This window comes from Mucilaginibacter sp. GW822-FHT03E02 (assembly GCF_058801545.1).
On the sequence record NZ_JBXANJ010000001.1, the window covers coordinates 2918933 to 2933477 of the forward strand.

Genomic DNA, 14545 nt, shown 5'->3' on the forward strand with positions numbered 1-14545 from the left:
TTTTCAAATCTTCAAATTACCAAATTTTCAAATTCTCTTCATCTGCACATCTATTTAGCGTCGTTGATCTGTTTAATTGCATCGTCAGCCACTTTAACAGTTGCGTCATCATGCATCTGCTCACGCTTTTCTTTAATGTCGGTTATAAATTTAATAGCGGCACCGCCTGCTCCCTGTGGTTTATATTTTATGCCAAAATCTTTAATCTGACTGATTCCATCCTGGGCGTACTCAGGTTTTTGAACACGGCCCGCCATGGCGCTAAATTTATCGAGGGCGTTATACTTTGCCTGCGGTGCGGCTTCGTCAAATTGCTTGTATACAAATTTCCATTGGGCATCGGTTCCGCTGGTGGCGTAAACATCCATCATGGCTACAGTAAGGCCGCCCTTGTTATCGGCTTCATAATTTTTTGCCAGGTTCATGGCCAATGCCGGGTCGAGCAAGTTAATGGCATTTAACGCAGCACCTTGTACAGCATATGACTGGCTGCTTAATGCCTGCTTAAACAAATTCATATTACCGGATGCTTTAAGGCTGCCCAACGCAGCGATGGCCTGTGCCTGTACCAGTGTATTATCATCTGTTTGCGCCAGCTTGGCCAGGATAGGCTGCGCCGCATTGCGGACAGCATCATTATCCAGTTTTATCGTCCTTATGGCTTTATCGCGCAAACCGTAATACTTATCATTCAAAGCTGCAATCAGAACTTTTTGCGCGTCTTTTTCGCCTTGCTTATCGGCAACTGCATTAATGGCTTCCAGCCTATCCAGGTAAAGCGGCGCGTTAAAATACTGGAAAGCAAATTCCTGTAAAGCTTTATGGTCAGTCTTTTTAACCAGTAGTATTTTATCACCGTCAACATTTACCAGGTCGGGCTTTGATGCCAGCTTGAAGGTAAGGGTATCGTTTTGATTGTTCATCCAAACCTTATGGCGTGTTTTTTTGCCGCCTATGTAAATATCAATGGCCATTGGCAGTTTAAATATCTGCCCGTCCTGGCTTTGCTGCAGGTAAACCGTTTGAGTTTTGGTAGCATCGTCCCATTTATAGCTGATGTCCAGTATGGGGTGGCCGGCCCCATAATACCATTGGTTAAAAAACCAATTCAAATCGAGCCCGCTGGCTTGTTTAAGGGCTAAGCGCAATTGCTGGGCTTCGCCGTTTTTAAAGGCATTGGTGGTCAGGTAAATATTCAGGCCTTTATAAAAAGCTTCGTTGCCTAAATAGTTGCGCAGCATATTTAAAATGCGACCGCCTTTTTGATAGGTAACCACATCAAAAACATCCTCCTTATCGGCGTAATGAAAGCGCACCAGGTCTTTGGTACGTGCATCTGGCGACCGGAAGTAGTTTTGCATATCAATATAGTTATGCTCGTCGGCTACATCTTTACCATATTTATGCTCGGCCCAAAGGGTTTCGCTAAAGTTGGCAAATGATTCGTTTACCGTTAGGTTGCTCCAGCTTTCTGCAGTCACATAATCGCCAAACCATTGGTGAAAAAGTTCGTGTACAATAGTGCTGCGGCCATCGTCATAGTAGGCATCTAACAGCTCGCGGTGGGTACCTTGCACATAAGCACCGTGCAGCGTGGCCGAGGTATTTTCCATCGCACCGCTCACATAATCGCGAACCACAATTTGCGAGTATTTATACCAGGGATAATCTACCCCTAAGGTTTTGGAGTAAAACTCGATGGCCTCGGGTGTCATCCCAAAAATCTCCTTCGCGTATGGTGCATACTTAGGCTCCAGGTAATAGTTTACCTCTTTGTTGCGCCATTTATCTTTATAAATCTTAAAATCGCCAACGGCCATCATAAACAAATATGGCGAGTGCGGCAAATCCTGTTTCCAGGTATCGGTACGGCTACCATCGGCATTGTTTTTTTGAGAAACCAGTTTGCCGTTTGATAGGGTAACGTATTTGGATAGCACGGTCATGCTAATCTCTTCGGTAGTTTTCTGATTTGGCCTGTCAATAGTTGGGAACCATGCCGATGAGCCTTCAGTTTCGCCCTGTGTCCATATCTGGGTTGGCTTATCTTTTTCTATACCATCGGGATTTATAAAATATAAACCCTTAGCATCGTTGATAGCCGCGCTGCCTTTTACTTTAAGCTCATTGGGTTTGGCAGTGTAGTCAATGTAAACAGTATAGCTTTCATTAGTGCGGTAAACTTTATCCAGTTTAATGGCCACGCTCATGCTATCCTGATAAGTAAATTTCAGTGGTACGTTTTTCCCGTTTTTTACAACAGCAATGGTTTTTAAGTCCATGCCTTTGGCATCTAAACGGAGTGTATCTGTAGGATAAAAATGTGGTTTTAACGTAACCCATTCCTTGCCGTACATATAACGTTTTTTGTAATCGAACCGGACATCCAGTTTGGTGTGCACCAAATCGTTAACCTTACGGGGTGTTTCGCGGTAAATTTTAAGGGCTGGATCTTCGGGTTGGGCCGTTTGCTGGGCTTGGGATGATGTAAACGTGGCAGACAAAGCCGCAGAAAGCAGTAGTGTAGATAATAGTTTCAAATCAGTCATATAAGAAAAATGGTAAACAAACAGCAGCGGGCATGTTATAAAACGAATACACCCGCCCGGGGGCAAAAGGTTTTGACCTTTAACGCACGTAAGACGCGCGGCAAACATTAATGTTACCGTTACAAGAATTTATTTACCGTTATAAGCTGTATATTTTTCCCTCTTTCATGATAAAGCTTACGTTTTTCATCGCTTTTATATCAAGTAAGGGGTCGCCGTCAACCGCAACAATATCGGCCAATTTCCCGCTGGCTATACTCCCAATTTTTGAGCTCATGCCCAGCAGATCGGCAGCGCTGCTTGTTGCCGATTTTATGGCTTCCATGGGTGTCATGCCTCCCTCAACCATGTACTGAAATTCAATATAGTTTTTACCGTGCGCGTATACTCCGGCATCGGTGCCAAAGGCAATTTTCACCCCGGCTTTATAAGCTTTGGTAAAAGTTTGTTGTATCTGGGGGCCAATTTCCAGGGCTTTACGGGCAATTACCGGCGGAAAGAACCCAGGGATACGGGCAGAATCGGCAACCGATTTTCCGGCGATAATGGTGGGTACGTACCAGGTGCCGTATTGTTTGGCCAGTTTAATATCTTCATCATCCATAAAGGTGCCGTGCTCTATCGAGGTTACGCCACCCAGTATAGCCCTTCGTATACCTTCGGCGCCATGGGCATGGCAGGCCACTTTAAGGCCATAATCTTTGGCTGTTTCCACAACGGCCTTTATTTCGTCGATGCTGAATTGCGCACCCGACCCATCCTCGCTTAAATCCAATACACCGCCGGTAGATGCTATTTTGATAACGTCAGATCCGCGTTTAAATTGAAGCCTAACCGCTTTTATCAGTTCGTCCTTACCATCAGCCACACCTTCATCGGGTCCCGGGCGGTGGTTAAAAGCATCGTCCCTGAACCCATCAGACGGATCCATATGGCCGCCGCTGGCTGATATTGCCCTGCCGGCAGTTATTACCCTGGGGCCATCAACCAAACCCTGCCTTATTGCCTTGCGCAGGCTTATGTTTACGCCTGAGCCACCAAGGTCGCGCACGGTAGTAAAGCCCGCAATGAGTGTGCGTTTGGCAAATACCGATGCCTGGTAGGCAATATCGGCATCAGTTAATGTAAAACCCTGAATAGCAGAATTTTTATTGAATTGAGATTCAAGATGTACATGGCAGTCAATTAGCCCCGGCATTACCGTTTTGTTCTGAAGGTTAACAATCTTGTCCGCTCCGGTTCCAGATGTATACCCTTTTTGAATATCGACAATGGTTTTGCCTTCAACAACTACTGTTATTTGTGTTTGTGCTGCCGACGAGGTTCCGTCGATCAGTTTTCCGCATTGTATATAAGTTTTCTGAGCGAATGCGGTTTGCGCAAAAAGAAGGAAAATAAAAAGGATTATTTTTTGCATATAAAGATAGCTTACTGATACTTAAGCTAATTTATAATTATTTTACCTAAATCTGTGTGGCTACTTCAGAACTTCCGCATAAAACCGAACACCAGATGTACGTATTCGAACACCCCGCACATTCATGTCAACATAAACACCTGATTGTCTGTTATTTAAATAAATGGCACATATTTTATTCTATGTAATTAGTAGGGTATGCCCTGGTATCATAATTTATCTACCTGTAAGCTATGGATATAGAGGAACACGTTTGGCAACTGGCGACAAAAAAACTGGCTAACGAGGCATCGGCAAATGAATTGCTTGAGCTGGATAAGCTGTTAATGGAAAACCCCGAACTAAAAACCTCATTGATGCTAATTTTTGACTGGTGGCAGGATGAAAAAGAGGATACAGAAACCAACAGCTCCTTGTTATTTGAAAGGATACTGCAAAATATAAAGCCCGCAGATACGATGGCCGAAGAAAACACCAGGGTGGTGCCGCCCTATTTGCCTGCCTATAAAGAGCACCATAAATCGGATAAAAGAAGTTTAATTTTAATTAATGCCGGTATGATTAAAAATTATTTAAAAGTTGCTTTAAGGCAATTGCAAAAGCAAAAAATGTACGCGGCCATAAAAATTGGCGGCTTTGCGTTTAGTATTGCCGCCTGTTTGCTGATAGCCTTATACATCCGCGACGAAGTTAGTTTTGATAAAAACTACCCCGATGCCGATAGGATTTACCGGGTTGTGGGAGCCTATAATATAGATGCCATACACGAAAAAGGTACTTCCTGGCCTGCAGTTATGGCCAAGACGTTAAAAAACGACTATCCGGAGGTCGAAAAATCTGGCCGAATAATGAACAACTCCTTGTTTTGGGGTGCCGGTAGCAACGAGCTGAAGCGTGCCGATGGCGTGGAAAATACCCATGAGGATGGTTTTGCTTACGCAGATCAGTCGCTGCTGGAAATGCTAAAAATCCCCATGGTATATGGCGACCTGGCGCATGCGCTTACCGAGCCGCTAACCATGGTGATATCAAAAAGCAAAGCCGATAAATATTTTCCTGGCCAAAACCCGGTTGGTAAGGTAATGTACCTCAATAATAATAAAAGCAGGCCCTATAAAATTGGTGCGGTAATGCAGGATTTCCCCCCAACAACACATCTGCATTATAACTTTTTGCTTACCCTTACCGGCATTAAGTTTTGGGATGGCGAACAGGAAACCTGGGGAGCCAGCAATTACGATGTTTACGTGTTACTTAAACCGGGGGCCGATGTTAAAGCATTAAATAAAAAGATAACCGATGGCATAATACAAGGCTATTACATACCCGATATGAGAAGGGGCGGTGATAAAAACGCCGATAGGATTGCCGGTGCTTTAACCATGTTTTTGCAAAATATTAAAGATATTAACCTATACTCTTATGATATCCGCGACGGCCTTTCGCACGGCGATATCCGTTTTGTGTGGTTGTTTGGCGCGGTGGCGGGCTTTATATTGATTATAGCCTGTATTAATTTTATTAACCTGGCCACGGCAAAATCTGCCAACAGGGCAAAGGAGGTGGGCTTGCGCAAAGTGGTAGGTTCGCAACGCAGCTGGCTGATCATCCAGTTTTTAACCGAATCATTGATTTATAGCTTCATCTCCTTTATTATAGCCATTATTTTGGCGGCATTGTTAATGCCTTATTTTAATACGCTTGCAGCAAAAACATTGACCATACCATGGCTGCACTGGTGGTTTATGCCCACTATATTGGCTGCCGCAGTAGTGGTTGGTATACTGGCCGGCGTTTATCCCGCATTCTACCTCTCTGGCTTTAAACCGGTTGAAGTGCTGAAGGGCAAGCTGGCTACCGGCAGCAAAAGCTCGTTTTTACGCAATGGGCTGGTGGTTTTTCAGTTTACCACATCCATTATATTAATTATCAGCACGGTGGTTATTTATAACCAGATGCATTACATATTGACTAAAAAGGTAGGGTTTGAAAAAGACCAGGTGCTGATGATACAGGGCACACACACGCTGGAAGGCGAAGTGCAAAACTTCAAAAACGAGTTACTGAAGCTATCGGCAGTAAAAAGCGCCACAGTGAGCGATTTTTTACCAGTATCGGGAACCAAGCGTAACGGCAATGAGTTTCATAACGAGGGTAAACAGAAATTGGAAGCCGGTACCGGTGGCCAGTTTTGGGACGTTGATGCCGACTATATTAAAACCCTGGGCATGACTATAGTGGCCGGCCGGGATTTTAACCCTAAACTAAAAACCGATTCGCAGGCGGTGATCATTAACCAGACCATGGCACAAAAATTAGGACTTAAAAACCCGGTTGGCAAAAGAATAAGCAATTACGGCGCTCCTGTGCCCATAATTGGTGTGGTAAAGGATTTTAATTTTGAATCGCTAAAGGGTAGCCTGGAACCATTGGTAATGCACCTGGGTAATAGTCCTACAATTGTATCGGTAAAAATAAAATCTACCGATATAAAAGCCACCCTGGCGCAGATCACCACCGTTTGGAAAAACTTTTCGCCAAACCAGCCCATCCGCTACACTTTTATGGATGAGCAATTTGCCAACATGTATGCCGATGTGCAGCGCATGGGCAGCATATTTACCAGCTTTGCTGTACTGGCTATTATTATAGCCTGCCTTGGCCTGTTTGCCCTGGCCGCCTTTATGGCCGAGCAGCGCAGCCGTGAAATAGGCATCCGCAAGGTAGTTGGCGCAAGTATAGCCAACATTACCCGCCTGCTCTCACTCGATTTTGTTAAGCTGGTATTTATAGCCATCCTGATAGCATCGCCTATATCCTGGTGGGCCATGAACAAGTGGCTGCAGGATTTTAACCCCAGCAATCGTATCGCTATCAGCTGGTGGATGTTTGCCCTGGCGGGACTAATGGCCATTGTAATTGCTATTTGTACCGTAAGCTACCAAAGCATTAAAGCCGCGTTAATGAACCCGGTGAAGAGTTTAAAAGCGGAATAGATCAGTCATTGGTCATTTCGCTTCGCTGTCATTAGTCATTGGCTGCCAGACGCACTAATGACTAATGACCAGTGACTAATGACAATGCACTAATGAACTAATGAACCAATGAACAATGATTAAGAGTTATTTAAAAACAGCGTGGCGTTTTTTGTTAAAAAACAAAACCTTTAGTTTCATCAACATTATAGGCCTGGCTACAGGAACTTTGTGTTGCCTGTATATTTTGTTGTATGTGCAGGACCAGTATAGTTATGATAAACAGCATAGCGGTGTCGAAAATATTTACCGGGTAACAACCGACCTGGAGCTGACCGGCGATAAACACCATAGCGGAGCAAGCTCGCCGCCGATAACCCCGGCTATGCGGAATGACTTTGCCGAGGTAAAGCAATTTACCCGCGTGGTAACTACCGAAAAGTTTGGCGCCAAACAACACCTGCTGCGCTACAAAGAAAAGTCGTTTTATGAGAAGGACGCGCTGTTTGTAGACTCTACATTTTTCGACATATTCAGCTACCACTTTGTGAATGGCAGCGCTACCAACGCTTTAACCGAGCCATATTCAATAGTGCTGTTTAAGCCCGTGGCCGATAAGCTTTTTGGCAGTGAGAATGCAGTTGGCAAAATGATATCTATTGATAACTCCTTCGGCAAACACGATTATAAGGTTATGGGTGTGGTTGATGAAAGCCTGGGCAAATCGCACATTCATGGCAATATGTACATAGCGATGAACAGCGGTGGATTTGGCGAATCGGTACGGAGGAATGATGCCTGGGCCGGCAACAACTTCCTTTACGCCTACATCAAATTAAGACCCGATGCCAGCGCTGCAGCCCTGGAAAAAAAGCTGCCCGAATTTTTGAATAAATATGCTGCCCAACAACTAAAAGCTATCGGCATGAAAAAGGTATTACGCCTGCAGCCGGTAAACAGCATTCACACCACGTCAGGTTTTGAAAACGAACTGAGTAAATCCCTCGACCCTTCGTTTTTATTCCTCCTGATATTAATTGCCGTAATGATCCAGGTAATTGCCTGTATCAACTTTATGAACCTATCTACCGCCCGCGCCTCAAAACGCGCCAAGGAAGTTGGTGTACGCAAAGTGATAGGCGCAGGCAAAGGCGATTTGATCAAACAGTTTTTAGGCGAATCGTTCCTGCTGGCATTTATAGGTGTTGCCATTGCATTGCCAATGCTAATCTTATTGATGCCTTACCTTAACCAGGTTACCAGGGCAGATATCCAATTAGATTTTTTTAGCAATTACAAAATCTGGATAATGCTGTTGAGCCTTGTAGCTGTTACCGGCCTGGTTGCTGGCAGCTATCCCGCATTTTACCTGTCGGCTTTCGAAGCAATTAAGGTGATCAAGGGGAATTTCACCAATCAGGTTTCGGCAGCCGGAATTCGTAAATCGCTGGTTGTTTTCCAATTTGTTTTATCTATAGTTTTGGTTACGGGTATCATTGTTATCTATAGCCAACTAAACTACATCAAGAATAAGGACCTTGGTTTTGATAAAAACCAAAAGCTCATCTTCAATTTTTACACCGAAGCGTCGCAGAAAAAAATGGCTGCTTTTACTAATGATCTGAAGGAACTCTCAGAAGTAAAAGCAGTAAATAATGCGGATAACTATTTAGGGCAATTTGTACCGCATGACCATGGTGTTTTCCTGGCAGGTGGCAACATGGCTGCCGCGGTTGATGCCCAAAACATTAATACCGACGAACACTTTGTAAAAGCCAATGGGGTAAATTTAATAAGCGGCCGCGATTTCAGGCTGAACGATACCAACCGTGTATTGATCAATGAAACTTTGGCCAAACGCCTTGGCCTGGATGTGCAAAAAGCACCCGGCACCAGGCTGTACTCCCAATATGATGGCAAACCTGCCACCTTTGTTGAAATAGCCGGCGTAATGAAAAACTTTAATTACAATTCCCTGCACAGCGAAGTACGTCCCTTTATGATGGTATACCAAAACGATCCCGGCTATTTTAATTGTATGCTGGTATCGGTAGGCAGCAGTAACTATAAGGCCCTGCTTGATAAGATATCAGCAGTTTGGCGTAAAGATTTCCCCGAGGTACCATTTGAATATACTTTCCTGGATACCGAAGTCCAAAAACAATACGAAACCGAGATAATGCTATCGCAAATCATCAATTCATTTACGATGGTAGCTATTGTGATATCATGTCTTGGCCTCTTCGGCCTGGCTGCCTTTAGCGCCGAGCAACGCAGCAAAGAAATAGGCATCCGTAAAGTATTAGGCGCAAGCGTAACCGGGATTGTGCAATTGCTGTCAACCGATTTTTTAAAGCTGGTGATCATCGCCTTTGTAATAGCCACGCCTTTGGCCTGGTGGGGCATGAGCAAATGGCTGCAGGATTTTGAATACCGCGTAACCATTAGCTGGTGGATGTTTGCCCTGGCCGGCATATTGGCGGTAGTAGTAGCCCTGCTTACCGTAAGTTTCCAGGCTATAAAAGCGGCATTGATGAACCCGGTGAAAAGCCTAAAAGCGGAATAGTATCAAGTAGTAAGTATCAAGACCGTTGCGGCGAGTTAGGGTCAAGAATCAAGACAGCTGCAATGAACTTAATCCGAAAATCAAAAATCTTGCTACTTGATACTTACTACTTGATACTCCAAATGAACTAATGAACCAGTGAACTAATGAACAAAAAAGATGAACCAACATTATTTCAAAACAGCGTGGCGTAACCTTGTTAAAAACAAGGCCAACTCCTTTATTAATATAGCCGGGCTTTCGGTGGGCATGGCGGTAGCTATGCTGATAGGGCTTTGGATCTGGGACGAGCTTTCGTTTGATCAGTACCATGACAACTACAACCGCATTGCACTGGTTGAACAGAACTTGAAAAACAACGGCGAAATTGATACCTGGGCGGCAACGCCTTATCCGCTGGCTAACGAGTTGCGTAAAAACTATGGCAGCAGTTTTAAAGCTGTAGTGATGGCTGCAGGAATGGGCAACCACCTGTTAAGTTTGGGCGATAAAAAGCTAAACAAAAAGGGCGTATATTTTGAGCCCCAGGCGCCAGAAATGTTTACGCTTAAAATGCTGAAGGGCACGCGCGATGGCTTAAAAGATCCTTACTCGGTTTTAATATCCGCATCAAATGCCAAAGCTTATTTTGGTGATGCCGACCCAATGAACAAGGTTTTAAAGATTGATAATAAACTGGATGTTAAAGTAACAGGGGTTTATGAAGATTTGCCCCGCAATTCAACCTTTGCAGATATTTCGTTTATTGCACCATGGCAGCTCTATTTTAATAATACCGAATGGATACGCACAGCTGCTGATCCCTGGCGGCCAAATGCCTTCCAGATCTTTGTTCAGTTGATTGATAATACCAGCTTTGCCAATGTATCTGTAAAAATAAAAGATGCCAAACTGCGTAACCTCAATACCGAGCTGGCTAAAAAGAAACCGCAGCTGTTTTTACACCCCATGAGCAAATGGCACTTATACAGCGATTTTAAAAATGGTGTAAATGTAGGCGGTCGTATTAAATACGTTTGGCTGTTTGGTATAATCGGTGTGTTTGTATTGCTGCTGGCCTGCATCAATTTTATGAATTTAAGTACAGCCCGTAGCGAAAAACGGGCCAAAGAAGTGGGTATCCGCAAGGCAATAGGCTCTTTACGCAGCCAACTCGTTTACCAGTTTTTTAGCGAATCGTTATTGTTTGTGGTATTGGCGCTGGCATTATCCATATTACTGGTACAGTTGAGCCTGCCATTTTTCAATGCTGTTTCTGATAAAAACATGTCTGTTTTATGGGGTAGCCCATTGTTTTGGTTAATGGTTGTTGGCTTCAGTTTATTTACCGGGTTAATAGCCGGAAGCTACCCGGCGCTGTACCTGTCGTCATTTGAGCCTATCAAAGTTTTAAAAGGATCATTCAAAGTTGGGCGTTTTGCCGCCTTGCCGCGCAAAGTACTGGTGGTAATACAATTTACAGTATCTATCACCCTTATCATTGGTACTATTATTGTTTTCCGGCAGATCCAGTTTGCTAAAGACCGGCCTATTGGCTACAGTCGTGATGGATTGGTTTCGGTACCTGTACTTAACGATGATATTCATAAACACCTTGATGTAGTTAAAACCGAACTGTTAAAAAGCCAGGCCGTGGTATCTGTAGCCGAAGCCGGTGCTGCACCAACAGAGTACAGCTCAAGCAGCAGTGGTTTTGAGTGGAAAGGCAAAGACCCCAACATGAGCGTGGATTTTCCTAATGAAGGTGTGTCCTATGATTTTGAAAAAACAATCGGCTGGAATTTTAAACAGGGCAGGGGATTTTCCCGGTCGTTCCTCACAGATTCATCTGGTTTGGTGATCAATGAAACCGCAGCCCGCTTTATGGGCTTTAATGATAATGCCGTTGGTGAAACCATTAAATGGAATGGTGAGCCATTAAAGGTGATAGGGGTGATAAAGGACATGATCATCAGCTCGCCTTATGAAGAGATCAGGCCGTTTATTTATTACCTCTCCAAAAATTCCGAATCCACTATCCTGCTCAAAATTAACCCTAAAATGAGTGCTGCCGCCGCGCTTGCCAAAATAGAATCCGTTTTTAAAGTATACAACCCGTCGCAGCCATTTGAGTACCATTTTGTGGATGACGAATACGCCAAAAAATTTGGCAACGAACAGCGTATTGGCAAACTGGCTGCATGCTTTGCCGGCCTGGCCATATTTATCAGTTGCCTGGGCTTGTTTGGTATGGCATCGTTCCTGGCCGAGCAGCGTATTAAAGAGATTGGGGTACGTAAAGTACTTGGCGCATCTGTGTTCAGCCTGTGGCGCTTAATGTCGGTTGATTTTGTGGTACTGGTGGTTATATCCATACTGGTTGCCACCCCTGTATCTTATTACTTTATGCACAACTGGCTGCAAGGCTACCAATATCACGCAGGCATAACCTGGTGGATATTTGCCGCCGCTGCCACAGGAGCCATGGTAATTACTTTATTAACGGTAAGTTATCAAAGCATCAGGGCAGCCTTACTGAACCCGGTGAAGAGTTTAAAAACGGAATAGGAAGAAGATTCAAGAATTAAGAGTCAAGATAGAATTAGTCATTGGTCATTCGCTGTGCTGTCATTAGTAAAAATTAAAAACGTATCACGTACAACTTAAAACGTACCACATGTTAAAAAGCTATTTAAAAATCGCGTGGCGCAACCTTATTAATAATAAGGCCCATACAGTTATCAATATGGCAGGGCTTTCAGTTGGCCTGGCCTGCAGCCTGCTCATTATGCTATGGGTGCAAAATGAGTTAAGTGTTGATGCTTTTCATAAAAATAAATCCCGTTTGTATAATGTATATGAGCGGCGGTATTTTGATCATAAAATTTCGGGCCAATATAGCACACCAGGGGTACTGGCCGCAGAGATGAAAAAGGTGTTTCCAGAGATAGTGTATGCTGTAAACGCGGTATACAAAGAAGAGAATACCTTCAGAGCAAGGGATAAGATATTAAAATGTGGTGGAGCCGCAGCCGGTGCAGATTTTTTTAAGATGTTCAGCTACCGGCTTTTGCAAGGCAATGCACAAACTGCGTTAAATTCGCCACTTAGCTTAGTCGTTTCGCGCAAAATGGCCGAGAATTTTTTTGGCAGTCCGCAGGCAGCCATGGGTAAAACCATCCGTTTTGAAAACAAAAAGGATTTTACAATAAGTGCCGTATTTGAAAATCTGCCGGCCAACACTTCAGAAAAATTTGAATATGTTATTAACTGGGATGCTTTTTTGATAGAAAACCCGGGAGCAAAAGACTGGGGTAACAACTGGCCCCGCACTACCGTAATGTTACAGGCAAACGCCAACCCTGTATTGTTTGGGAAAAAGATAACTCACTTTTTAGAAAGCTATAACAGCTACCAAAAAAAAGGCGTTTTTACTACCCAGCTTGATATACAACCATTTGACGAAAAGTACCTGCACGGTAATTTTGCCGGTACTAAATTTGACAAAGGCCGCATTGAATATGTGCGCATGTTTAGCATAGTTGCTGTTTTTATTTTACTGATAGCCTGTATAAACTTCATGAACCTTACCACCGCGCGCTCTGTTAAACGGGCACGTGAAATTGGTGTGCGAAAAGTTGTTGGGGCAGTACGTTCGGTTTTAATCAAACAGTTTATCGGCGAATCGTTACTGATAACTTCATTAGCTGTCATTCTTTCATTGGTATTGCTGGTATTGCTGTTGCCTTTGTTTAACCAGGTTACCCAAAAACAGATTGAGTTACCGTTTAACCATGTTGATTTCTGGATAAAACTGGGGTGTATTACGCTGGTAACCGGTTTGATATCGGGCAGCTATCCGGCCCTGTTCCTTTCATCATTTAACCCGGTTAAAGTTTTAAAAGGTACACTTAAATTAGATTCGGGCAATACATTATTTCGTAAAGGGCTGGTGGTATTTCAGTTCGTGCTTTCGGTAATCATGATTATCGGAACTATCATTGTTGCCAGGCAAATGAATTTTATACAATCCAGGAACCTGGGCTACGACCGTGAAAACCTGATCTATGTACCTGTAGATGGGCAGCTTAAATCGCAGTATGAGGTTTTTAAAACCGAAGCCTTAAAAAAGCCGGGAATACAGTCAATAACAATATCAAACTCAAGCCCAACTTTAATTGATAACGGTACGGTTGGTGTGGAATGGACAGGAAAAGACCCCAATTTAAGAATCAGGTTTATACAAACTGCGGTTGGCTATGATTTCATAAACACCCTGAAACTAAACCTGCTGGCCGGGCGCGATTTTTCCAAAGATTTCCCGACAGATACGGCCGGTTACATTATTAATGAAACAGCCGCAAAAAGAATGGGTTACACAAACCCCATTGGGCAGCCCTTAACGCTTTGGGACCAGAAAGGCAAGATCATTGGCATAGTAAAGGATTTTCACATCAATTCTATGCATGAGCAGATTAACCCGCTGATTATCTGGCTAAACAGAGGCGACAACAATGGCAATGTGCTGGTCCGGACAAAAGCTGGTAAAACCAAAGAGGCACTGGTCGGCCTTGAAACTTTGTGTAAACAAATAAACCCGGCGTTCCCGTTCAATTATTCTTTTTCCGACGAAGAGTACCAAAATCTTTATAAAAACGAGCAGATAGTAGGCAAGCTTGCCAATGCATTCGCGCTGCTGGCTATTTTTATTTCGTGCCTTGGCTTGCTTGGTTTGGCCATGTTTACTGCCGAGCAGCGTATTAAAGAAATAGGTATCCGTAAAATATTGGGTGCCGGCATAGGGTCGCTGTTTGCGTTATTGTCATCAGAGTTTTTGGTACTGGTAATTATTGCTTTATTTATTGCATCACCCATAGCCTGGTATGCCATGAATAAATGGCTGCAGGATTTTGCTTACCACACCCCTATACACTGGTGGATGTTTGGCCTGGCGGGAGGAGCGATCATATTGATTGCCCTTGCAACCGTAAGTTTCCAGGCCATAAAAGCAGCGCTGATTAATCCTATCAGGAGTTTGAGAAGCGAGTAAGGAGCTTAA

The 14545-nt window shown here is 43.8% G+C and carries 6 protein-coding genes; 4 read left to right on the top strand and 2 right to left on the bottom strand.

The features are described from left to right. Positions 1–50: 50 nt before the first annotated feature. Both AC1RM2_RS12270 and AC1RM2_RS12275 read right to left on the bottom strand, forming a co-directional pair. A complete protein-coding gene (locus AC1RM2_RS12270) occupies positions 51–2549 on the bottom strand; it encodes a M1 family metallopeptidase (RefSeq protein ID WP_492985369.1) in 2499 nt (832 codons plus the stop codon). 139 nt (positions 2550–2688) lie between these two features. After that, positions 2689–3966 (bottom strand): metal-dependent hydrolase family protein, encoded by a 1278-nt coding sequence (locus AC1RM2_RS12275; RefSeq protein WP_492985370.1) that lies wholly within the window; start codon positions 3964–3966, stop codon positions 2689–2691. A 233-nt stretch (positions 3967–4199) separates the two neighbouring features. Between AC1RM2_RS12275 and AC1RM2_RS12280 the strand changes: the two genes are divergently transcribed. From AC1RM2_RS12280 to AC1RM2_RS12295, 4 genes are all read left to right on the top strand, one after another. Next, positions 4200–6962 (top strand): ABC transporter permease, encoded by a 2763-nt coding sequence (locus tag AC1RM2_RS12280; RefSeq protein WP_492985371.1) that lies wholly within the window; start codon positions 4200–4202, stop codon positions 6960–6962. A gap of 115 nt (positions 6963–7077) precedes the next feature. Further along, positions 7078–9507, top strand: coding sequence for an ABC transporter permease (locus AC1RM2_RS12285; protein ID WP_492985372.1), 2430 nt, complete (start codon positions 7078–7080; stop codon positions 9505–9507). Between the two features lie 159 nt (positions 9508–9666). Next, entirely contained in the window at positions 9667–12054 is a 2388-nt protein-coding gene (locus tag AC1RM2_RS12290; RefSeq protein ID WP_492985373.1) for an ABC transporter permease, read from the top strand. Positions 12055–12163: 109 nt separating this feature from the next. Continuing rightward, positions 12164–14536, top strand: coding sequence for an ABC transporter permease (locus AC1RM2_RS12295; protein ID WP_492985374.1), 2373 nt, complete (start codon positions 12164–12166; stop codon positions 14534–14536). Positions 14537–14545 lie beyond the last annotated feature (9 nt).

Bases quoted from the DNA above. Each gene is read 5' to 3' on its own strand.
- AC1RM2_RS12270 (WP_492985369.1), bottom strand. From the start codon at position 2,549: ATGACTGATTTGAAACTATTATCTACACTACTGCTTTCTGCGGCTTTG.
- AC1RM2_RS12275 (WP_492985370.1), bottom strand. From the start codon at position 3,966: ATGCAAAAAATAATCCTTTTTATTTTCCTTCTTTTTGCGCAAACCGCA.
- AC1RM2_RS12280 (WP_492985371.1), top strand. From the start codon at position 4,200: ATGGATATAGAGGAACACGTTTGGCAACTGGCGACAAAAAAACTGGCT.
- AC1RM2_RS12285 (WP_492985372.1), top strand. From the start codon at position 7,078: ATGATTAAGAGTTATTTAAAAACAGCGTGGCGTTTTTTGTTAAAAAAC.
- AC1RM2_RS12290 (WP_492985373.1), top strand. From the start codon at position 9,667: ATGAACCAACATTATTTCAAAACAGCGTGGCGTAACCTTGTTAAAAAC.
- AC1RM2_RS12295 (WP_492985374.1), top strand. From the start codon at position 12,164: ATGTTAAAAAGCTATTTAAAAATCGCGTGGCGCAACCTTATTAATAAT.